Genomic DNA, 19,731 nt, shown 5'->3' with positions numbered 1-19,731 from the left:
CCGCATAGCAGAACAAAATCCAGCCAAGCAATTGTAAAATCTTGCAAATATCGACTTTTCAGCGAAATCGCGACAATGACCATGTCGTTTTTTCGTGCGAAACGCTTCGCTTTTGCGATTTTGTTTTCGCTTGGACGAGCCTATATGCACTGCAGCAAACGAGCTGCCCCACTCCATCACGCGAAGGCGACCCGTCTGAGCAACCGATTGGAGAAAACGATGAAGCTCTTCGCCCGCCTGTTCGCCCGCCGCGAAATCAACCTGACCACCGCCCTCGAGCGTCAGCGCCTCGCCAAGACCATGCCCGGCCAGACCGGCGCGGTCGCGGCTGCCCGTCTCGGTTTCGTTGCCTAAGGTTTAGAATTCGCCGCGGCACGACCGCCGCTTTTGCTTAACGCCGCTTCGGCTTTGCCGCAGCGGCGTTTTCGTTGCGGGTACTGATTGACACGCACCCAAGTGCAGCGGTCGTTATTCCGAAGCGCTGTAAGGATCCGCCAGCGCTGCCTCCGGCCTGCTGATCGGGACTTTCGTCAGCGACGTCCTTTTCGACAGGACCTTGTCGCCGCTGGCTGCGAGCAGCTTGCGGAAAGTGGGATGCATGCCGCCATCCGCATAGGCATGGACTGTCGTGCCGGTCATTGTCGACGCCATCGTCTCGGCAGTTGAAAGATCGCGCTCGGTCCGCGCCGCCACCAATGGATCGGCGCCGGATATAGCGGGCGGGCATGCCGCAAGCGGGTCGACCGGATCGCCGCCGGCAAATTCGGTATCGAAGACATAACGTTTGTCGCAATAGGCCACCCTGGGCTGGCGGCGCGTTACCTCGAAGCTGTCGTAGCCTTTCTTCAGATCGGTCCAGAAACCGTAGTTCGGATTGCCGCGATTGCGCGCCATCTTCTGGGCGGTCATGCGAAACGGAAACGCCTGGACCTGAAAGGACGTCTGACCGCCTTTCAAGGCTTCACGCGCCACCGCATAGATCTCCGACACGCCCTCGTCCGTCAGCGCGTAACAGCCTGAGGACGAACAGGCGCCATGCACCATCAAAGCCTCGCCGGAATAACCGAGCGCGGACTCCAGCTTGTTGGGATAACCCAGATTGAAGGAGAGGTAGTATTGCGAATTCGGGTTCAGCCTGTCCGCGCTGACATGATAGAATCCCTCCGGCGCCTGGCGATCACCGATCCTTTTCTTGGGCCCGAGTTGACCGGACCAGCGACACATCGGATAGGTCTTGAGCAAGGCATACTTGCCATTGCCGTCGCGTTTCCAGATTTCGAGCTCGCTCTCTTCCTTGAAGATGCGCACCAGGATGGGCGACGACGGCGTCATCCCCTTGCGCTTCATCTCCGCGACCAGCTTGGCTGCAATAGGCTGAACGCCCTTCGCGCCAACGTCGAGCGCGGACGAAACGCATCCGGCAGCGAGTGCGGCCAGCAGAATTGCGGAACTGAGTTTGGCGAGTTTTGCGAACACGGGCTTATGAGCGGTAGCTGCGGATCAAAGACGCAGTATGTCGGTTAACACGGTTAACGCTTCGTTCCATTCACAAGAATGTCAAGTCGAGAGCGCAACTGGAACGCTCCCCGACAGCAGCGCGATCGGACATAACGTCGAAAGGCTGGCATTTTTGCGGCATCGTCGCGAGCGCCGAGCGGGCATTGGCGGATCCAAAGCGCTTTCGGTAGCCGATTTGCGACCCATGTCGCAAATTTTATTTTTTAGAACCATTCTAGACGATTGACAGAAAATAAGTTTCCTGATGACGCTATGCTGATCGCGACATTCTGTTCGCGTCATGGGAGGAAGAATTTTCGTGAACGCTGTTAAGCATCCGATCAAACGATCGCTGGTCTTTTTCCTGGTTCCTGATTTCACCATGGTCGCATTTGCGACAGCGCTCGAACCGCTGCGCATCGCCAACCGCATGCTTGGTTACGAGGCCTATCGCTGGCGCCTCGCCAGTGCGGACGGCAAGCCGGTGCCTGCCTCCAACGGCGTGCTGTGTGCCGTCAACACCTCCCTCGATGAAGAGCGCCGCAAGATGGCCGGACCTGAGCGCCCTTCGATGGCCATCATCTGCACCGGCATGGACGTCGAGAAGTATCACAACAAGTCGGTCTTTGCCTGGCTGCGGGAGGAGTATAACCGCGGTGTTGCCGTCGGCGGCCTGTGCACCGGCGCCTATGTGCTGGCTGCCGCGGGTCTTCTGTCCAACAAGCGCTGTGCCATCCATTGGGAAAACCTGCCCGGCTTCCAGGAAGCCTTCCCCAAGGCGAACGTCTTTGCCGATCTCTTCGAAGTCGATCAGAACGTCTACACATGTGCCGGCGGCACAGCCGCGCTCGACATGATGCTGAAGCTGATCGGCGACGATTTCGACGAGAACCTCGTCAACCGCGTCTGCGAGCAGGTATTGACCGATCGCGTCAGAAGCCCGACCGACCGTCAGCGCTTGCCTTTGCGGGCACGCCTCGGCGTGCAGAATTCGAAGGTGCTGACCATCATCGAATTGATGGAGGCCAATCTCGCTGAACCGCTGTCGCTGATCGAGATTGCCGATCATGTCGACCTGTCGCGGCGCCAGATCGAGCGTCTGTTCCGGACCGAGATGGGTCGCTCCCCTGCCCGCTACTATCTCGAGATCAGACTGGATCGCGCCCGCCATCTGCTGATCCAGTCTTCGCTGCCGGTCGTCGAAGTCGCGGTGGCTTGTGGCTTCGTGTCGGCTTCGCACTTCTCGAAATGCTACCGCGAACTCTATGCGCGCTCCCCACAGCAGGAGCGGGTCGATCGCAAGCAATTGCTGGCCGCCTGAGCCTGATCTTCTCCCCGCATGGCGGGGAGAGCCATCTCACCGGCTGTCGAACATCAGACTGCGATCACGCCATTTCTTCTCGCCCGCAAGGCAATCGATTGTCGACCCGACCTCGGCGAGCACTATCGGTGGATGTGCCGCCTCCTCGACGGCCCATTGCAGTGAAGCAGCATCTGCCAGCTCCAGCACCAGTTTGCGGCGGACCGCTTCGGGAAACTGTTCCCAGCCGTTGACCGGGATCATGAATGCGCCCGGCCCGCCGATCACGCAATCCCGGTAGTATCGATCGAGATCGCGGATGTCGTAGGATGTCTCCATGCCGCCGTTGGTCATCAGCGGCAGGCCGTTGATGACAATACCCTGCTTGATCACGGCATCACGAACGAGCGGCACGGGAGCGCCCTGGTTGTTCGGTCCGTCGCCCGAAATGTCGATGACGCGTTTGGCCCCTTCGAAACCACTCTCGGCGAACAGATCCGCGCCGAATTCAAGCGCCGCCGAGATCGATGTCCGGCGCGCGCTGTTGGGTGGTCGCGCCGTCAACCTTGCCACCACATGCTCGGCATCTGCCCGATTGGCAACCAGTGTCCACGGAACGACCACGACCTGTGAATTGGTGCCGGCCCATTCGACATAGGTGATCGCGATCTTGCCGTGGATGCCGTCGGCAATGGCCCGCAGCACCGCCTCGTCGGTGAGCGCGGCGGCATAGCCACGTCGCTGGATCTCCAATTCATCCGGGGACATGGAAAGCGAGACGTCGACAGCTAGCACCAGTTCGACATCGACCTGTTCGGCGGCCTGAGCTATCGGCATCAATCCAAATGTCAGCGCCGAGACGGCGCCGGCAAGAAGGAAACTGGCTGCGGATGCCGACATGAAGCGAGGGTAAGCGAGATTCGGCTTCCCACAAAGATAAAGCCCGGCAACTGCCAGGCTTTATCCCTCACGATTTCGCGAGGTTTGTGACAACCCGCCAGAGCAATTCCCGGAAAAGTGCGTAACGGTTTTCCGTCCGGAATTGCGTAAAAACAAAAGTTAGAGCGTTTTCGTGAAAAACGGAAACGCCTAACATCAACTGCGCGGCTTAAGGTTCTCCGGATCGTAGAGCGGCTTGTAGCCGACACCAACCACCTCGACAGGATAGGTTTCGGCAAAATATTCGACCTGCAGTTTCTGCCCCTCCCTGGCGTAAGCCCAGGGCAGATAGGCCAAAGCGATGTTCTTGCCGATCGTCGGACCATAAGCCACCGAGGTGGTGAACGAGCGCCGGCCAAGCTCGTCGACCAGCGTTTCGCCGGTTGTCGGGTTCATCACCGGCATGGCGCCGACCGGATAACGGGCGACACCTTTGGAATCGATGTTGTTGGTCATCACCAGTGTGCACAGCATTGCTGGCTGATGGTCACGCGCCCTGTGCCCCTGATGTTTCGCCTTGCCACGGAAATCGGCTTCCTTGACCTTCGGGCGCTGGAGATCGCTTTCCAGGAGATTGTACTCGGTCAGCAGATCGGCGTTCTGCAGACGCAGGCTCTTTTCCATGCGGCGCGAATTGGCGTAAGTCTCGACCCCGAAAGCCATGACCCCAGTGGCGCGCAATGCATCCCAGACGGCAAGCCCGTCCTCGTAGCGCATGTGCAACTCCCAGCCCTGCTCGCCGACATAGGAGATGCGGAACGCCGTCACGTCCTTGCCTGCGATCCTGATCGGCTTGATCGCGGCGAACGGGAAGTTCTCCTGCGCAAGCCCAGCCGGATCCTCGACCACCTTCTGCAAGGTCGCACGGGCATTTGGTCCCCAGATGCCGATGGTCACGAACTTCTCGGTCACATCGGTGACGGTGACGTTGAAACCTTTGTCTTCGGCAACCCGCTTCACATAATGGAAATCGCGCGGGCCGGCATCGGCTCCGTCGATGACCCGACAGCGATCGGCCATGCGAATGACGGTGAGGTCGGCGCGAACCATGCCTTCGTCATCGAGGAAGTGGGTATAGATACCCTTGCCGATGTTGTTGTCGCCGCCGATCTTGGCCGCGCACAGCCATTCCATCAGCTCGACATGATCAGGCCCCTCCACGTCGAACATGTAGAAATGCGACAGGTTGACGATGCCGCAATCCTCGCTCATGGCGAGATGCTCGGCATTCGACACGCGCCAGAAATGGCGGTTGTCCCATTCGTTCTCGCGCACCGGCACGCGGTTGCCATACTTTTCGAGCAGGTGCTCGTTGGCGGCATAGCCATGCGCACGCTCCCAGCCGCCGAGTTCCATGAAATAGCCGCCGAGTTCCTTCTCGCGCTCATAGAAGGGCGAGTGCTTGACGTTGCGGCCCGTTGCATAGGGCTCACGCGGATGGACGGCCGGCGTGTAGATCTTCTGCGCAGCTTCGCCGCAACGGCCTTCGATGAAGCCTTCTTCGAGCTGATGCGGATAGAAGCGGCTGTAGTCGATCGAAGCATGATCGACATGAGTACGCCCGTCGGTCATCCAGTCGGCAATCAGCTTGCCGTAGCCCGGGCCGTCCTTGACCCAGATGGCGACGGCATACCACAGGCCGCGCACTTTCTGGCTCTCGCCGCAGGATGCGCCGCCGGCAGCGGACACCTGAAGCAGGCCGTTGAAGGAATGACCTTCGTTGTAGCCGATTTCTCCAAGGATCGGCGTCAGCTCGATCGCACGCTCCAGCGGCTCGAGGATCTGTTCCATCTCCAGATCGCGCTGCGACGGCGACAGGCGGGCTTCATGCTTTTCGAGCAACTCGCGCGGGTGACACAGGCGCGGGTTCTTTTCCTCGTAGTAACCCCACTCGATCTGGCCGCCTTCCGTTGTCTTCGGGTCGCCAGTGTCGCGCATATAGGCGGAATTGCCCTGATCGCGCAGCAGCGGCCAGCCGATCTCCTTGCCGGTACCGGCAAACTCATTGTACGGGCCGAAAAAGGTGAGCGGATGGTCGACCGGCATCACCGGAAGGTCCTCACCCGCCATTTCGGCGATCAGCCTGCCCCAGAGACCGGCACAGACGACGACATGGTCGGCCTCGATCGTTCCGCGATCGGTCACCACGCCCTTGATACGGCCATTCTCGATGACCAGCGATTTCGCAGCAGTGTTGGCAAAAGCCTGCAATTTGCCGGCAGCGACACCCTGGTCGACCAGCTTGCCCGCCACCGTCTGCGAACGCGGAATGACGAGGCCGGCATCAGGATCCCACAGGCCGCCCTGAACCAGGCTTTCTTCGATGAGCGGGAATTTCTCCTTGATCTCGGCCGGCTCGACCAACCGCGCACGTGTGCCGAAGGCCTTGGCGGAAGCCACCTTGCGTTTGATCTCGTCCATCCGGGTGTCGTCGCCGACCCGCGCAACTTCGAGACCGCCGATGCGGGCGTAGTGCCCCATCTTCTCATAGAATTCGAGGGAATAGAGCGATGTCCAGCAGGACAGGAAGTCGTGGCTGGTCATGTAGCAGAAGTCGGAGGCGTGCGCGGTCGAGCCAACATCGGTCGGGATCCCCGACTTGTCGATGCCGACAATGTCGTCCCAGCCACGCTCGATCAGATGGTGCGCCACCGACGCCCCGACGATACCCCCCAACCCGATGATGACGACCTTCGCCTTTTTCGGGAACCCTGCCATTGCATGCCACTCCGAGATGATGCTTGCGCGCACACTATAGGCCGCCGCGATGCGATTGCAGCCTGTTTGCGACATTGCAAAAAAGCGGCGCGACGTGCGCAGCGGCCACCCATTCAGCTCTCCTCGATCCGGTAGGCTTAACCGTTACTTTCGGATTTGCTGATAGATGAAAAAGATGATCGGATGTTCTCGTCTGGAGCGCTGCGGAGACCGGAGGTGAACGTGGCGTTCGAACAGGCTTCCAAAGCCGGCAGCCGACATGTGTTGTCGGGTTTGACCAGCCCCCTAGCACTGCTGGCGGCAGCGCTCCTCCTCGTCTTCGTCCTGTTGCTGGTCCCGCTGCGGCTGCCGGTCGGGCCGATGTATTGGGACATCTACATCTATTACGATGCGGCCAACCGCATCTTCGATGGCCAGTTTCCGGTGCGTGACTTTTTCATCCCGGTCGGGCCGCTATGCTACTATCTCTTTGTCGGCTGGCTGACGCTCTTTCCCAACGGACACCCCGTTCTGCTCGCCCACTGGTCGCTTCTGGCCATCACCGCCCCGGCAATGGCAGCCATTGTCTGGCACGTCGACAAGCGCTCGCGCCTCGCGGCGTTTTCTCTGCTCATTCCGTTTCTGGTCTTTGCGCTTCTGCCGTTCGACACGCGCGATATGTATGCCTATCCAGGCTCCGACGGCTTCGGCGTTTATAACCGCCACGTCTGTCAGATACTCTACGTATTGGTCGCCGCCTTCACTTTCGTTCGCGACAGGCGACTGCTTGCAGGCCTCATTGCCGTTTGCATGGGTTCCCTTTTCTTCGTGAAGATAACAGGCTTTCTTGCTGCGGGCCTGATCTGCGCCTGGGCCCTGATTGCCGGACGCGTTGCCTTGCGCGATGCGTTGATCGCCGCGATCGCCTTCATGGCGATCCTTGCCGGCATGGAGATATCGTCAGGATTGGTCAGCAGCTACGTCCACGATATCATCGTGCTGGTCGGCCTGAACAGCAGCACGTTCGAGCCACGCCTCCTGCGGGCCTTATCCCAGAATTTTGGCGTCGTACTCGCAGCGACGGCGCTGATAGCGGTGCTGCTGTGGGTGGAGTGGCGCAAACTTGCTGCCCAACCGGACGAAAGAAGCTCGCTGCTTGGCAGCGACGGCCTGTGGCTGGCAGTGGCGCTGCTGGCTGGCATCCTCTTCGAAACGCAGAATACGGGCAGCCAGGCTTTCCTCTTCCTGTGGCCGATACTGCTGGCAATTCTGCTCAGTACCAGCAGGATCGCCAACCGCCCTGCCTTGGTGCTTGGCATCGGCGCACTGGTCGCTGCGACCGCCCTGCCACTGGCCATGCGCGTCGTGGAACGTGCGGCGCGTACCTATGTCGGTGCCATCAGGAACGTGCCGCTGCAGGAAAACAACCTCAAGACGCTCGGTGCGCTCAACATGCGTCCGGAGGTTCAGACCCGAACCGACAAGATGCTGCGTTTCTATTCCGAGCACGGCAGACTTTACCGGGACCTGGCAGACGCCAACGAATTGCCGAACCCGCTGTTCTATTCAGATTTCGAGTTCCAGATCGCCTATTTGAAAACGGTCGACAGGGCGATCGAAGCCATCCGGGATATCGAGAGCAGGACTGGCGTCCGCTTCGGCACGATCATGTCGCTGAATTTCGTCAATCCGTTTCCCTGGCTGATGGAGCGCTCCGCGCCGTTGCACATCACGATCGGCGCCGATCCCGGTCGTACCGTGCCATTGCCTGGTTCCGCCGAAGAACAGGCCGTTGCCAGCACGGACCTTGTCCTGTTGCCGACCTGTCCACCAACAGCGAACAACAAGATCCTCTACACGCTCTACGAACCGGCTCTGACCAGTCACCGCCGCTTCAAGCTCAACCAATGTTATGACGCGTTTGTCCACCCCAAATTCAATACGGCTCTTGGCCCGGACATCATCGCGCCGAACTGATGGTCGCCCGACAGGCATTGGAGATGTGCGTCCCGGCCCGGCTCTCCACATACGTCAAAGGCCGGACAGGTGTCCGGCCTTGTCGCCTGGCAGCAGTATCCTGCGCTTATTTCACGGTCGCATTGCCACCGGAGATCACGACGGTCTCGGAACCGGTCAGCGCTTCGAGGTCGCCATTCGGCAGCGTCACGAAGCAGCCACTCGCGCAGAATTCGACGGTCTCGCCGCCCGCAAGCGTCAACTCGCTCTTGCCGCCGCCTTCCGTCACGATCAGCGTGCGCGTTTCATTGTCCTTGTTGACCGCGCTGGCCGAATGGCCAACCTCGCTCGCGGCTATGAGAGCGACGGCGGCGATGAGGATCTTCCACATTGCTATTCCGGTGTTTCCACCGCCTCTGTTGCGTTCGCGAGGCATTTTCGCCCTTCGCAATCAAGCTTATAGGACAAACAAGCTGAACCGCAACTGAATGCCTCATTCATGCCGCAATTGGGTAGCCGGCCCGCGCAGCTAGCCCGGATCAGGCCGGCGCGGCTTGCGGCGGCCCTTCGGCTGGTTGCGTTCCGCCTCTTCCTTCGCCGCCGCAGCCTCAGCATGCAACGCTTCGGTCTTGTCGTCGTCGATTGGCCAAGGTTCCCTGTCCGGGTGGGGCATCTGCTGGCGTGGCGCCGACGGAATTTCGATGCCCTCCTTCTCGAAAGCATCCATGATGGCGAAACGGATATCGTTCTGTACCGAACCGCCATTCGTGATATCGGCCAGGAAGATACGGACCTGGAATTCCAGCGCATTCAGGCCGAAATTGGCGAATTGCACGAAGGGTTCCGGGTTCTTCAGCACCAGTTGGTGTCCCCGTGCGATCTCTGTCAGGACTTCATGCACGCGCCGGACATCCGAACCATAGGCAACACCGACATTGATCTCGACACGGCCGAGCTTGTTGCGATGCGTCCAGTTGCCGACCGCGCTGTTGATGAGATTCGAGTTCGGCAGGATCACCGACTGGCGCTGGAATGTCTCGATCTCCGTTGCGCGCACGCTGATCTTTTTCACCGTACCGCTGACGTCGCCCGCAACGATCCAGTCCCCCACCTTGAACGGCCGCTCGGCAAGCAGGATCAGGCCGGAGACAAAGTTGGAGACGACGTTCTGCAAGCCGAAACCAAGCCCCAGCGAAAGACCACCGGCGATGAGCGCAAGGTTCGAAAGATTGATACCTGCCGAAGATATGCCGACGACCGCGGCGAGGGCAAAGCCGGCATAGCCGACCACCAGCCGGATTGAGTTGCGCACGCCGGTATCGACTTTGCCGCGGGCCATGACGGAATCGTCGAGCCAGGACTGGAACCAGCGCGTCAGGAAGTAGCCGAGGATGAAAACGATGACGCCCGTCAAAATGCCGAACAGCGAGATGGTGACGGACCCGACCGTAACGCCCATCGCAATCCTGTAGGCCCAGGCCTGGATATCGGCGAACTGGAAGCCCCACATCAGAAGCAGCATCGGCAGGAACACGACGACGATCAGCAGATTGAGAGCAATGCTCGTCGCAAGGCCCAGCTGATCGAGTGTGCCTTCCTCCAGGCTTGTCCGACCGGCAATCCAGCGTCCCACGGACGTTTCCGCGAAACCACCCTCGGCGCCAATGGCGCGGGCCGACAGGAAACCGATGTAGGCCGTGATCAGCAGCGTGGTGGTCACAACGACCTGGCCTGCCAGGAAAATGGCAAAACCGATGTAGCCAAGCAGCGCCGCAACGATCGTTATGGCTCCGAGCGCATAGGCAAGGAACCGTAGCCAGGCCGGCCATGGCCGCCATTCGCCGGTTTTCGTGCGAAACGGCCGCACAAGGCCCATCATGATCAGGATCAGCCCGACGATAACGGTCGCGACAAAGCTCCGACCGACCGTGAGCGACAGCGGCGACCCCATCTGTTCGTTCACCACGGACAGGAAGCCGTTGACCCCCAACACGACGGCCATGGCGGTGGACAGCGCCACAAGCCAACGTGCAGGACCGGATTCAACCGGGATCAGCCGCCATTTCGGCATGCTGGGAGAGAGAGCGCTATTGGTCAGGCGGTAGACGCAGAACACGATCAGGATCACGCCGATGATCGAGCGCAGGAAGATGCCGATATCGCCTCTCAGCACCCCGTAATAGTCGAAGAAGAAATAGGCCAGGCTCAGGAAAACCCCCAGGCCGAGCGTCGGTAACAAGGTTGACCAGAAAGCGGCCGACAGACGGCTGAGATAGCTCGGGTCCTCAACCGTCGGATCCGGCTCGAAGATGCGACCGAATATTCGCCGCACCACGACGTGCAATACCAGCGCGGCCACCAGCGCCATCAGTGTCGCCACAAATGCAGCCTGGTACTTGAACTTCAGGACGAACGAGAACCAGGACGAAACGGCACTGTAAAGGTTTGAGAATTCCGCGTTCGCATCGACGGCGAGTTTGCTGCTCAGAAGATCATTCAAAGCGTAGCGCTTGGTCAGCGTCTTGCGGAACAGTTCACTGCGCAGGGTGGAGATCTTGTCTCCCATCGCCGCGATGCGGACGGAAAGTGTCTGCGCTCCCGCGATGACAGCGTTGATCTCGGCCTTCTCGTTTGTCAGCGCCTTGCGCTCGGTGGCGACGATGTCCGGCTCAGCCGGTTGGCCTTGCGCTGGCGGTGGTCCCAATTGCTCCAGCCGGACATTGATCTCGGTCAGCCGCGGCCGAAAAACGGTCGCGGTGCCGAGTGCCGCCCTGGAGAGCTCCTCCAGTTGCGTGCGAATCTCGACCAGTGCGCCATCGTCTTCCTGATTGTCGTCGATCTGCTTGGCAAAATTGTCTGTTTTCACCACCAGCGCCTTGAGCGCCTTCTGTTGCTCCGCGACCAGCGCATCGGAAGACTGCGCCTGCACGGGTGCCACCTGCGAGGCCGCCGGCGTAACCTGTGCGGGAGGTTGCGACGGCTGAGCGGAGCCGTTCGGATCAGTCGGCTGCGGCGCGGTCTGCTGAGCCGGTTGCTGAGCGGGAGTGGCCGGCTGGGCGGTTTCCCCGAGGAGCGGCATGTCGACCTGCGCCAACACCAGCGCAGGCATCGCCGCGGTGAGAACCAGGATCAGCAAGAGGCGGACAAATCGAAAAATCATAGACCGGCAACCCGTAAAGCAACCTTCAAGGCTGCGAAATCTTGCCCTTGATAGAGACGGCATTGGGGCGGAGCAAGCTGCTTCCCACCAGAACACGCTGGTCGGTCAGTCGAAAAGCCGTGGCGCAATTCTGGCTTTGGCGCCGAGGCTGGCTCTATAGTCTCCTTCCGAAATGGGCTATCCGAGCCGCATGCGGATTCGGGATGGAGTTGGCATGGCGGAATATTCGGCTCTCTCGCTGCTGCGCAATGCGCTGTCAGGCAACAAGGATTGGAAACCCGCCTGGCGAAAGCCCGACCCCAAGGCTTCCTATGACGTGGTCATCATTGGCGGCGGCGGTCACGGCCTTTCGACCGCCTACTATCTCGCCAAGGAACACGGCATCACCAATGTTGCGGTGGTCGAGAAGGGCTATCTCGGCTCGGGCAATGTCGGCCGCAACACCACAGCCGTGCGCTCCAATTATCTGCTGCCGCCAAACACCCGCTTCTACGAACATTCGATGAAGCTGTGGGAGAACCTTTCCCACGACCTCAACTACAATGTCATGTTCTCGCAACGCGGCGTGCTCAATCTCGCACACACCCCGGCCCAGTTCGACGACTATGCCCGCCGGGGCAACTCAATGCGTCATCAGGGCGTCGATGCCGAGTTGATGTCGGTTGCCGAGATCAAGCGACTGATGCCGGCGATCGATGTTTCGGCCAGCGCGCGTTTTCCGATTATGGGCGGCCTGATGCAGCCGCGTGCCGGTACAGCCCGTCACGACGCCGTCGCCTGGGGGTATGCGCGCGGCGCCGACCGGCGCGGTGTCGACATATTGGAGAACTGCGAAGTCACCGGTTTCCTGCGTGACGGTGATCGCGTGACCGGCGTTGTCACCACGCGTGGCGAGATCCGTGCCAGGAAGGTGGCCCTGGCCGCAGCCGGCAGTACGGGTCGCGTCATGCAGCTCGCTGGCATCGACAGGCTGCCGATCGAAAGTCACGTGCTGCAGGCCTTCGTCTCGGAATCGCTGAAGCCGTTCCTCGACACCGTCGTCACCTTCGGCATGGGCCATTTCTACATGGGCCAGTCCGACAAGGGCGGCCTGATCTACGGCGGCGATCTCGATGGCTACAACTCTTATGCTCAGCGCGGCAACCTGCCGATCGTGGAAGAGGTGATGGCTGAGATGCTGGCGTTGTTCCCGAGCCTTGCCAGCGTGCGCATGCTGCGCTCCTGGGCCGGCGTCTGCGACATGTCGATGGACGGCTCTCCCATCATCACGACGGGGCCGTTGCCCGGCATGTATCTCAATTGCGGCTGGTGCTACGGCGGCTTCAAGGCGACACCGGCCTCGGGCTTCTGCTTTGCCCACACCATCGCACGGGACGAACCTCACGAACTGAACGCCGCCTTCACGCTCGATCGCTTCCACCGTGGCACAATGATCGACGAGAAGGGCCAGGGCGCAACGCCCCGCCTGCATTAGGACTGACCATGCTGCTCACCTGCCCCTATTGCGGTCCGCGAGACGTGTCCGAATTCACCTATCAGGGCGACGGCAATCGCCAGCGCCCTGCCCCCAGTTCGCAGGACCTTCAGGCCTGGAACGAATATGTCTACGACCGGCAAAATCCTGCCGGCGACCATAACGAGATCTGGCAGCACTCCGGCGGCTGCCGCAGCCACATCCGCGTGCTCCGCAACACCATAACCCATGTCGTTTCAAACACCGCGCCGGTGCGCGGCAACGCCCACCATCGCACAACCGAGCGGCGCAAGCCCGGAGCCAAGGCATGAGCCCGCGCCGCAACGAAACCGGCGGTCAGATCGACCGGCTGAGAACCATCCGCTTCACCTTCGACGGCGTGCCTTTCACCGGCCATGCCGGCGATACGCTGGCTTCTGCCTTGCTTGCCGGCGGCGTCACGCTTTTGGGTCGCTCTTTCAAGTACCATCGGCCGCGCGGCGTTTTGAGTGCCGGTGTGGACGAACCTAACGCGCTGGTCACCATCCTGCGCGGCACTGCGCGTGAGCCGAACATCCCGGCAACCACCGTCGAGATCTATGACGGCTTGCGGGCCGAGAGCCAGAACCGGTTTCCGTCGCTGAAGTGGGATGTTGGCGCCATCAACCAGCTCGGAAGCAAGGTCATCGGTGCCGGTTTCTACTACAAGACCTTCATGGGACCGGTGATCGGGCCGCTCAAGGGCACCCGCTTCTGGATGTTCTGCGAGCACTTCATCCGTCGCGCAGCCGGCCTCGGCCGCGCCGGCACGGTAGCCGACGATTCCCGCTATGAACGCATGAATGCCTTCTGCGATGTGCTGGTGGTCGGTTCTGGCCCTGCCGGATTGATGGCCGCCAAGGCTGCCGCCGAAGGCGGCGCACGCGTCATCCTGGCTGAGCTCGATCCGCGTTTTGGCGGATCCGCCAATTGGTCGGGCGAGACCATCGACGGTGCGCGCGCTGCAGACTGGGCAAGCGAAATCGTCAACGGCCTCAAGGGCCGCAACAATGTCCGGCTGCTGCCCCGCACCGCGGTTTGGGGCTACTACGACGGCAACACGCTGGCTGCCCTGGAGCGCGTCTCGGACCATAAGGAAACCGCAGCGCGCGGCGAGCCGCGCCATCGCCATTGGACCATTCGCGCCAAGTCGGTCGTGCTCGCGACCGGTGCTTTGGAGCGCCCCCTGGTTTTCCCGGGCAATGACCGCCCCGGCGTCATGCTCGCCAGCGCAGCGCAGCGCTACACCAACCAGTTCGGCGTGCTTCCAGGCGAAAAGGTCACCCTCTTCACCAACAACGACACGGCCTACCAGGCGGCCGCGAGCCTGAAGAAGGCCGGAGCCAATATCGCCACGATCGTCGACGTCCGCACCGAGATTTCCGATCAGGCACGCGCACTGGCTGCGTCAGCCGGCGCGGAACTGATCGCGGGGCATGCAGTATCGGCAACCGATGGCGGCAAGACATTGAGCGGCATCAGGATCCAGCGGCTGGATGGCGCGAGCGGGACACTGACCGGCGAGCCGCGCGGCATCCAGACCGATTGCCTCCTGATGTCCGGTGGATGGTCGCCAGTGTTGCATCTGGCGAGCCAGGCCGGTGCAAAACCCGAATGGAATGAGAAGCTGCAGGCATTCCTGCCGCCGCAGCCGGCGCAGAATTGGAGCGGAGCCGGCGCCTTCACCGGTCGGCTCGCCACCGCCGATGCGATCGTCGACGGCTACACCGCCGGCCTCACTGCGTCAGGAGAAAAGGCGCGGGTCATCGAACAGCCGGAAATCGAGCCGAGCTCGGTCAATCCCGAACCGGCGCCGGTGTTCGAGATCAAGGCCGGCGGCAAGAGTTTCGTCGACTTCCAGCACGACGTCACCGCGGATGATGTACGACTGGCCCATCGTGAGGGCTTTGTTTCGGTCGAGCATCTGAAGCGCTACACGACGCTCGGCATGGCGACGGACCAAGGCAAGAGCTCGAACGTCCCAGGCCTCGCCATCATGGCCGAGGCGCTTGGCAAGCCTATCCCCGAGGTGGGCACGACCCGCTTTCGCCCGCCTTATACCGCCGTTTCCATCGGTTCGCTGGCCGCGGAACGATATGGCGATCTCAAGCCTGAGCGGCTGACGCCGATGCACGACTGGCACCTCTCCCAAGGCGCCACGATGTATTCCGCAGGCCTGTGGTTCCGTCCAATGATCTATGGTCACGCTGGCGAAACGGTCGAGCAGGCTTACGTGCGTGAAGCCAGGGCCGTGCGTGAGACCGCAGGCATCGTCGACGTCTCGACGCTCGGAAAGATAGCTATTCAAGGTCCGGACGCCGCAGAACTGCTCGACCGCGTCTACACGAACATCTTCTCGAGCCTTCCGGTTGGCAAGGCACGATATGGCTTGATGCTGCGCGAGGATGGGTTGGCCTTTGACGACGGCACCACCTGGCGTCTCGGCCAGGATGACTTCCTGATGACCACCACGACGGCCAATGCCGGCAAGGTGATGCAACATCTCGAATATTTCCTCGATGTGATCTGGCCGGAATTGAAGGTCACCGTCACGTCCGTCACCGACGAATGGGCCGGTGCCGCGATCGGCGGACCCAAGGCGCGGGAAATCCTCGCCGCCTGCGTCGAGGGCACTGCTGTGGACAATGCCGCTCTGCCTTTCATGGGCATCGTCCATGGCGAGATTGCCGGCGTTCCGGTGATGATCTGCCGCCTCTCCTTCTCCGGGGAGATGGCCTACGAGGTCTACTGTGGAGCAGGATACGGCACCCATGTCTGGGAAGCGCTGGTCGAGGCAGGCAAGCCGTTCGACCTTGTGCCTTACGGGCTGGAAGCGCTTGGTACGCTGCGCATCGAGAAGGGCCACGTCACCGGTGCCGAGATAGACGGCCGCACCACCGCGCGCGATCTGCATCTCGACTGGATGCTGTCGAAGAAGAAGCCGTTCATCGGCTCAGCCATGATGGATCGCGAGGGTCTGGCTGCCACCGACCGGCTGCAACTCGTCGGCATTGTCGCTCTCGACAACAGGCCGCTCAACGGTGGCGCGCATATCGTCGAGGAGCTCGACGAGGAAAATCCGCACGGTTCGATCGGCCATATCACGGCCTGTTGTTACGCGCCGGCACTCGGCAAATACATCGCTCTCGCGCTCGTTCAAGGCGGCAAGGGCCGTCGCGGCACGCGCGCCTATGTGTCCGATCCATTGCGCAAGCGCTTCGGCCCTGTCGAAATCGTCAGCCACCACTTCTTCGACCCGGAAGGGAGCCGCATGCATGGTTGAGCGCCTTTCGCCACTGGAACCCGTCTATCGCTCGGGCTCGCACGGCCGCTTCGAGGACGGCGTCGGCGTGATCCTGTCCGAGACACGCCCCGGTTCCATCATCCAGGTTGCAGCCTGGCCGGGTGAGGAGGCGCGCGCCATCGCCGCCATCCGCAAGGTGACCGGCCTTGGCTTGCCGGACGGCGCCGGGGGTGGCGCCGTTGACGGAGAAAAGGCCGCGTTCGGCTTTGCGCCTGGCAAATTCACCATAGTCGACGAAGCGGAAGGCATAGCCACCCTGCTCGCCAAGGCGATCACACCGGCAATTGGCACCGTGACGGATCTGTCACATGGTCGCACCGCCATCCGCATCGAAGGTCCGGAGGCAGAATGGGTCCTGGCGAAGTTCTTCGCCATCGACTTCACCCTGCCCGCCTTTCCCGTCGGTGCGGCACGCTCCACCACCCATCATGACGTCTTCGCACAGATCCAGAGAACGGGCGGCGACCGTTTCGACATCTACGTCTTCCGTTCCTTTGCACGCTCCTTCTGGAAAGCACTCGGGCATGCGGCGGAAGAAGTCGGATACGAGGTCGCCTGAAAACGCCTGCGAGGACGCCACGTCATGGAATTCATCAATTCGCCGGCGGCCAGGGCAGCAAAGCTACCCTTCAGCCAGGCGGTGCGTGTCGGCGACATCCTCTATCTGTCAGGTGCCCTCGGCAACGTGCCAGGCAAACTGGAACTGGTAGCGGGAGGCATCGAGGCCGAGACGCGCCAGACGATGGAAAACATCGGCACCGTTCTGAGAGAAAACGGACTTGGCTTCGCCGACATCTTCAAATGTACGGTCATGCTGGCCGACATGTCGAAATGGGGCGATTTCAACAGGGTTTATCTTGAGTACTTCGACCCGGACCGCTTGCCGGCACGCTCTGCCTTCGGCACGAACGGCCTTGCATTGGGCGCGGAGCTCGAACTCGAATGCTTGGCCTACATGCCGTCTCGCTAGTCGGGGAAGTTCTTTCCGTTGCCGCGCCGTGGCCTTACGAAGAGCGCTTCCTGACGCTAGAGGGAAATAAGCACCGGCTCGATAGTTGACTGAGAGAATCGACGGTTTCGGCCGCCGCCGATTGACCAAGAGGCCGGCACTTCGACTTCGTCACCCATGGATACACAGAATTCCGCGACCATAGCCGGTCGCGTCGAGCCACCGGACAGCGTTTCGCTGCTCATTCCGGTCACTGTCGCCTGCGGCGTCTTCATGACCAGCCTCGACCAGAACGTGGTCGTCACCGCCCTTCCCGGCATCGGTGAGACGCTTGCGCGCCCGCCAAGCCAGCTCGGCCTGCTGGTCACCGCCTATGTCGCCAGCCTGATCATCATGATGCCGCTGGGCGGCTGGGCTGCCGATCGCTTCGGCCTTCGCAACGCCTATTGTTTCGCGCTGATCGTGTTCGGCATCGCATCGGCGCTGTGCGGCATCGCCAACGACATGTGGACACTCGTCGGCGCCCGCGTCCTGCAAGGGTTTGGCGGCGCGTTGATGGGCACGCTCGGCCAGATCGTGGTGCTGCAGAGCTTTCCGCGCAATCGCACGCTGAAAATCAACATGTACATCTCGCTGGCCGGTCAGTCGGGACCTTTGGTCGGCCCGCTCGTCGGCGGCGCGCTGACGACCTACATTTCGTGGCGATGGATCTTCTTCATCAATGTACCACTGGCACTCGCCGCGCTTCTGCTTGCGGCAGCCCTGTTCCCGACAACCAGGAAATCGGTTCGTACTCCGTTTGATTTTCCCGGCTTTGCCCTTGTCGGTGTCGGCATGGTGCTTCTGGTGCTCGGCATGGATTCGCTCGCTGCCAAGGACATGGCAGGAAGCGTGATCGCGGCCCAGGTGACTCTCGCCATCGTTCTGCTCGGCTTCGCCATCTTCTACCTGCTGCGGGCACGCAATCCTGTCCTTGATCTCAGGTTGCTGCGCATCCGCACCTTCCGCGTCGCGTTCCTGACCGGCGGCGGCCTCGACACGATCGGCTTGAGCTCTGTCGTCTTCATACTGCCGCTGATGTTCCAGCTCGGCTTCGGCATGAGTGCCGTTCACGCAGGATCGCTGACCTTCATGGCGGCGGTCGGTTCATTGCTCACGCGCTTTGTGATGCCCGCCATGCTGAGGCGCTACGGCTTTCGCCGAGTTCTGGTCACCAACACGCCTATCGTGGCCGCCCTTGTCGCCGGTTTTGCCCTGATCCAGGCAACGACACCGGTGTGGATCGTGCTGACCTACATCTTCCTGTTTGGAGTGTTCCGCTCGGTGCAATGGGCCTCGACCGGCAATCTTGCCTATGCCGATATCGAGCCTGAGCAACTCGCCCGTTTCAGCGCGCTCTATTACATCCTGTGGCAACTTGGGGTCGCCATCGGCGTCGGCGTTGCCGCAGCGGTTCTGTCGTTCCTGGCGGGACCCTGGAGGACATGCCTCGATCATCGATTTTCAGATATTGTTCGCGATCGAAGCCTTGATCACGCTCTGTGCCCTGATCGCCTATCGCAGACTGACGCCGCAGGACGGTCAGAATGTCAGCGGCAATGTCGCAGTGAGTAGTGAGTAGAGGGATTTAGCTTTGCAGGTCTCACGCCCTACTCACTCACTATTCGCTCCTCACTCCACAAACCTCACCCACTCCTCCAGCGGCGCGCGGTCGGTACGGAATGTGCTTTCCGGCTTTGATGTGTCTTCATGGCCCAGCGCCATGCCGCACACGACGATTTCTTCCTCGGAAATACCGAGCACTGGACGGATCTGCCTGTGGTAGGGCGCAAAGGCCGCTTGCGGGCAGGTATGCAGCCCTCTGGCCCGCGCAGCGATCATGATGTTCTCCAGGAACATGCCGTAATCGATCCATGAGCCCTGGTTCAGGCGCCGGTCGATGGTGAAGATCATGCCGATGGGGGCATCGAAGAAGATGAAGTTGCGGTCGTGCTGCGCACGCATCTTGTCGACTTCGCGCCGGCCAATTCCCAGCGCACCGTAGAGACCGAAGCCGTTGGCACGACGACGCGTAAGGTAAGGCTCGAAGAACTGATCCGGATAGTAGCGATATTCGTCCCATTCAGCCTTCTCAGCGCGAATGCCGGAGTTGAGGATGGCATCGCTCAGCGTCTGCTTCACCTCGCCTTTCACGACATACACCTTCCACGGCTGCATGTTCGTGCCGGACGGCGCGCGCGAAGCGACCGTCAGAATGTCGCGGATCGTTGCATCATCGACCAGGTCGGGCAGGAAGGCGCGCACGGAGCGGCGCGAAATGATCGCTTCGTCCACCACAGTCGTTTCGTCCGACTTCGGGGCTCTGCTTTCCGGTGCCAGCATGGCAATCTCTTCAACGCAGGATTTCAAGGAGCACGTCCCCCCAACGCGCAGTCGC

At 61.2% G+C, this 19,731-nt stretch carries 15 protein-coding genes; 9 read left to right on the top strand and 6 right to left on the bottom strand.

Features of this window, described 5'->3' with window-relative positions:
• Positions 1–219 precede the first annotated feature (219 nt).
• On the top strand, positions 220–354 hold the full coding sequence (locus ACFJIU_RS08255; RefSeq protein WP_129414556.1) for a hypothetical protein: 135 nt from the start codon (positions 220–222) through the stop codon (positions 352–354).
• 114 nt (positions 355–468) lie between these two features.
• Here ACFJIU_RS08255 and ACFJIU_RS08250 read toward each other — a convergent pair whose 3' ends face one another.
• Positions 469–1,476: a hypothetical protein gene (locus ACFJIU_RS08250; protein WP_379069792.1), complete on the bottom strand. Its 1,008-nt coding sequence runs from the start codon at positions 1,474–1,476 to the stop codon at positions 469–471.
• 403 nt (positions 1,477–1,879) lie between these two features.
• Between ACFJIU_RS08250 and ACFJIU_RS08245 the strand changes: the two genes are divergently transcribed.
• Positions 1,880–2,818: a GlxA family transcriptional regulator gene (locus ACFJIU_RS08245; protein WP_379073007.1), complete on the top strand. Its 939-nt coding sequence runs from the start codon at positions 1,880–1,882 to the stop codon at positions 2,816–2,818.
• A 36-nt stretch (positions 2,819–2,854) separates the two neighbouring features.
• Here the strand turns inward: ACFJIU_RS08245 and ACFJIU_RS08240 are convergent, their stop codons facing one another.
• A complete protein-coding gene (locus ACFJIU_RS08240; RefSeq protein WP_379069789.1) occupies positions 2,855–3,697 on the bottom strand; it encodes a DUF1194 domain-containing protein in 843 nt (280 codons plus the stop codon).
• Positions 3,698–3,892: 195 nt separating this feature from the next.
• Positions 3,893–6,454 carry an FAD-dependent oxidoreductase gene (locus ACFJIU_RS08235; RefSeq protein ID WP_379069786.1) on the bottom strand — a complete coding sequence of 854 codons (2,562 nt, stop codon included), beginning with the start codon at positions 6,452–6,454 and terminating at the stop codon, positions 3,893–3,895.
• A 222-nt stretch (positions 6,455–6,676) separates the two neighbouring features.
• Between ACFJIU_RS08235 and ACFJIU_RS08230 the strand changes: the two genes are divergently transcribed.
• Complete coding sequence (locus ACFJIU_RS08230) at positions 6,677–8,410, top strand: hypothetical protein (protein ID WP_379069783.1); 1,734 nt, start codon at positions 6,677–6,679, stop codon at positions 8,408–8,410.
• Positions 8,411–8,516: 106 nt separating this feature from the next.
• Here ACFJIU_RS08230 and ACFJIU_RS08225 read toward each other — a convergent pair whose 3' ends face one another.
• Entirely contained in the window at positions 8,517–8,780 is a 264-nt protein-coding gene (locus tag ACFJIU_RS08225) for a hypothetical protein (RefSeq protein ID WP_379069780.1), read from the bottom strand.
• Positions 8,781–8,918: 138 nt separating this feature from the next.
• A complete protein-coding gene (locus tag ACFJIU_RS08220; protein WP_379069777.1) occupies positions 8,919–11,549 on the bottom strand; it encodes a mechanosensitive ion channel domain-containing protein in 2,631 nt (876 codons plus the stop codon).
• A gap of 214 nt (positions 11,550–11,763) precedes the next feature.
• Here ACFJIU_RS08220 and ACFJIU_RS08215 point away from each other — a divergent pair, with 214 nt between their 5' ends.
• From ACFJIU_RS08215 to ACFJIU_RS08190, 6 genes are all read left to right on the top strand, one after another.
• Positions 11,764–13,023 (top strand): sarcosine oxidase subunit beta family protein, encoded by a 1,260-nt coding sequence (locus ACFJIU_RS08215; RefSeq protein ID WP_379069775.1) that lies wholly within the window; start codon positions 11,764–11,766, stop codon positions 13,021–13,023.
• A gap of 8 nt (positions 13,024–13,031) precedes the next feature.
• On the top strand, positions 13,032–13,334 hold the full coding sequence (locus tag ACFJIU_RS08210; RefSeq protein WP_379069772.1) for a sarcosine oxidase subunit delta family protein: 303 nt from the start codon (positions 13,032–13,034) through the stop codon (positions 13,332–13,334).
• The gene (locus ACFJIU_RS08205) at positions 13,331–16,324 is read left to right on the top strand and encodes a sarcosine oxidase subunit alpha family protein (protein WP_379069769.1); all 2,994 of its coding nucleotides are present in this window, start codon (positions 13,331–13,333) and stop codon (positions 16,322–16,324) included. Before ACFJIU_RS08210 ends, ACFJIU_RS08205 begins: the two co-directional genes overlap by 4 nt.
• Entirely contained in the window at positions 16,317–16,904 is a 588-nt protein-coding gene (gene soxG / locus ACFJIU_RS08200; protein WP_379069767.1) for a sarcosine oxidase subunit gamma family protein, read from the top strand. The genes ACFJIU_RS08205 and soxG overlap by 8 nt, the downstream gene beginning before the upstream one ends.
• Before the next feature lie 24 nt (positions 16,905–16,928).
• Positions 16,929–17,315, top strand: coding sequence for a RidA family protein (locus ACFJIU_RS08195; protein ID WP_379069764.1), 387 nt, complete (start codon positions 16,929–16,931; stop codon positions 17,313–17,315).
• A gap of 156 nt (positions 17,316–17,471) precedes the next feature.
• Positions 17,472–18,908, top strand: a complete 1,437-nt coding sequence (locus ACFJIU_RS08190) for an MFS transporter (RefSeq protein WP_379069761.1) — start codon at positions 17,472–17,474, stop codon at positions 18,906–18,908.
• A 57-nt stretch (positions 18,909–18,965) separates the two neighbouring features.
• On the opposite strand, the gene ACFJIU_RS08185 is transcribed toward ACFJIU_RS08190, so the two are convergent.
• Positions 18,966–19,676 (bottom strand): nitroreductase, encoded by a 711-nt coding sequence (locus tag ACFJIU_RS08185; protein ID WP_379069759.1) that lies wholly within the window; start codon positions 19,674–19,676, stop codon positions 18,966–18,968.
• Between the last annotated feature and the right edge of the window lie 55 nt (positions 19,677–19,731).

The organism is Mesorhizobium sp. UC74_2, assembly GCF_042701485.1.
In the GTDB taxonomy this organism is placed as follows: domain Bacteria; phylum Pseudomonadota; class Alphaproteobacteria; order Rhizobiales; family Rhizobiaceae; genus Mesorhizobium.
Note: the sequence above shows the minus strand (reverse complement) of the source record. Positions and strands in the feature narration are given on the sequence as shown.

Coding starts and splice junctions, on each gene's coding strand:
- ACFJIU_RS08210 (WP_379069772.1), top strand. CDS start 13,032: ATGCTGCTCACCTGCCCCTATTGCGGTCCGCGAGACGTGTCCGAATTC.
- ACFJIU_RS08205 (WP_379069769.1), top strand. CDS start 13,331: ATGAGCCCGCGCCGCAACGAAACCGGCGGTCAGATCGACCGGCTGAGA.
- ACFJIU_RS08235 (WP_379069786.1), bottom strand. CDS start 6,454: ATGGCAGGGTTCCCGAAAAAGGCGAAGGTCGTCATCATCGGGTTGGGG.
- ACFJIU_RS08245 (WP_379073007.1), top strand. CDS start 1,880: ATGGTCGCATTTGCGACAGCGCTCGAACCGCTGCGCATCGCCAACCGC.
- soxG (WP_379069767.1), top strand. CDS start 16,317: ATGGTTGAGCGCCTTTCGCCACTGGAACCCGTCTATCGCTCGGGCTCG.
- ACFJIU_RS08190 (WP_379069761.1), top strand. CDS start 17,472: ATGGATACACAGAATTCCGCGACCATAGCCGGTCGCGTCGAGCCACCG.
- ACFJIU_RS08240 (WP_379069789.1), bottom strand. CDS start 3,697: ATGTCGGCATCCGCAGCCAGTTTCCTTCTTGCCGGCGCCGTCTCGGCG.
- ACFJIU_RS08220 (WP_379069777.1), bottom strand. CDS start 11,549: ATGATTTTTCGATTTGTCCGCCTCTTGCTGATCCTGGTTCTCACCGCG.
- ACFJIU_RS08195 (WP_379069764.1), top strand. CDS start 16,929: ATGGAATTCATCAATTCGCCGGCGGCCAGGGCAGCAAAGCTACCCTTC.
- ACFJIU_RS08185 (WP_379069759.1), bottom strand. CDS start 19,676: ATGCTGGCACCGGAAAGCAGAGCCCCGAAGTCGGACGAAACGACTGTG.
- ACFJIU_RS08215 (WP_379069775.1), top strand. CDS start 11,764: ATGGCGGAATATTCGGCTCTCTCGCTGCTGCGCAATGCGCTGTCAGGC.
- ACFJIU_RS08225 (WP_379069780.1), bottom strand. CDS start 8,780: ATGTGGAAGATCCTCATCGCCGCCGTCGCTCTCATAGCCGCGAGCGAG.
- ACFJIU_RS08255 (WP_129414556.1), top strand. CDS start 220: ATGAAGCTCTTCGCCCGCCTGTTCGCCCGCCGCGAAATCAACCTGACC.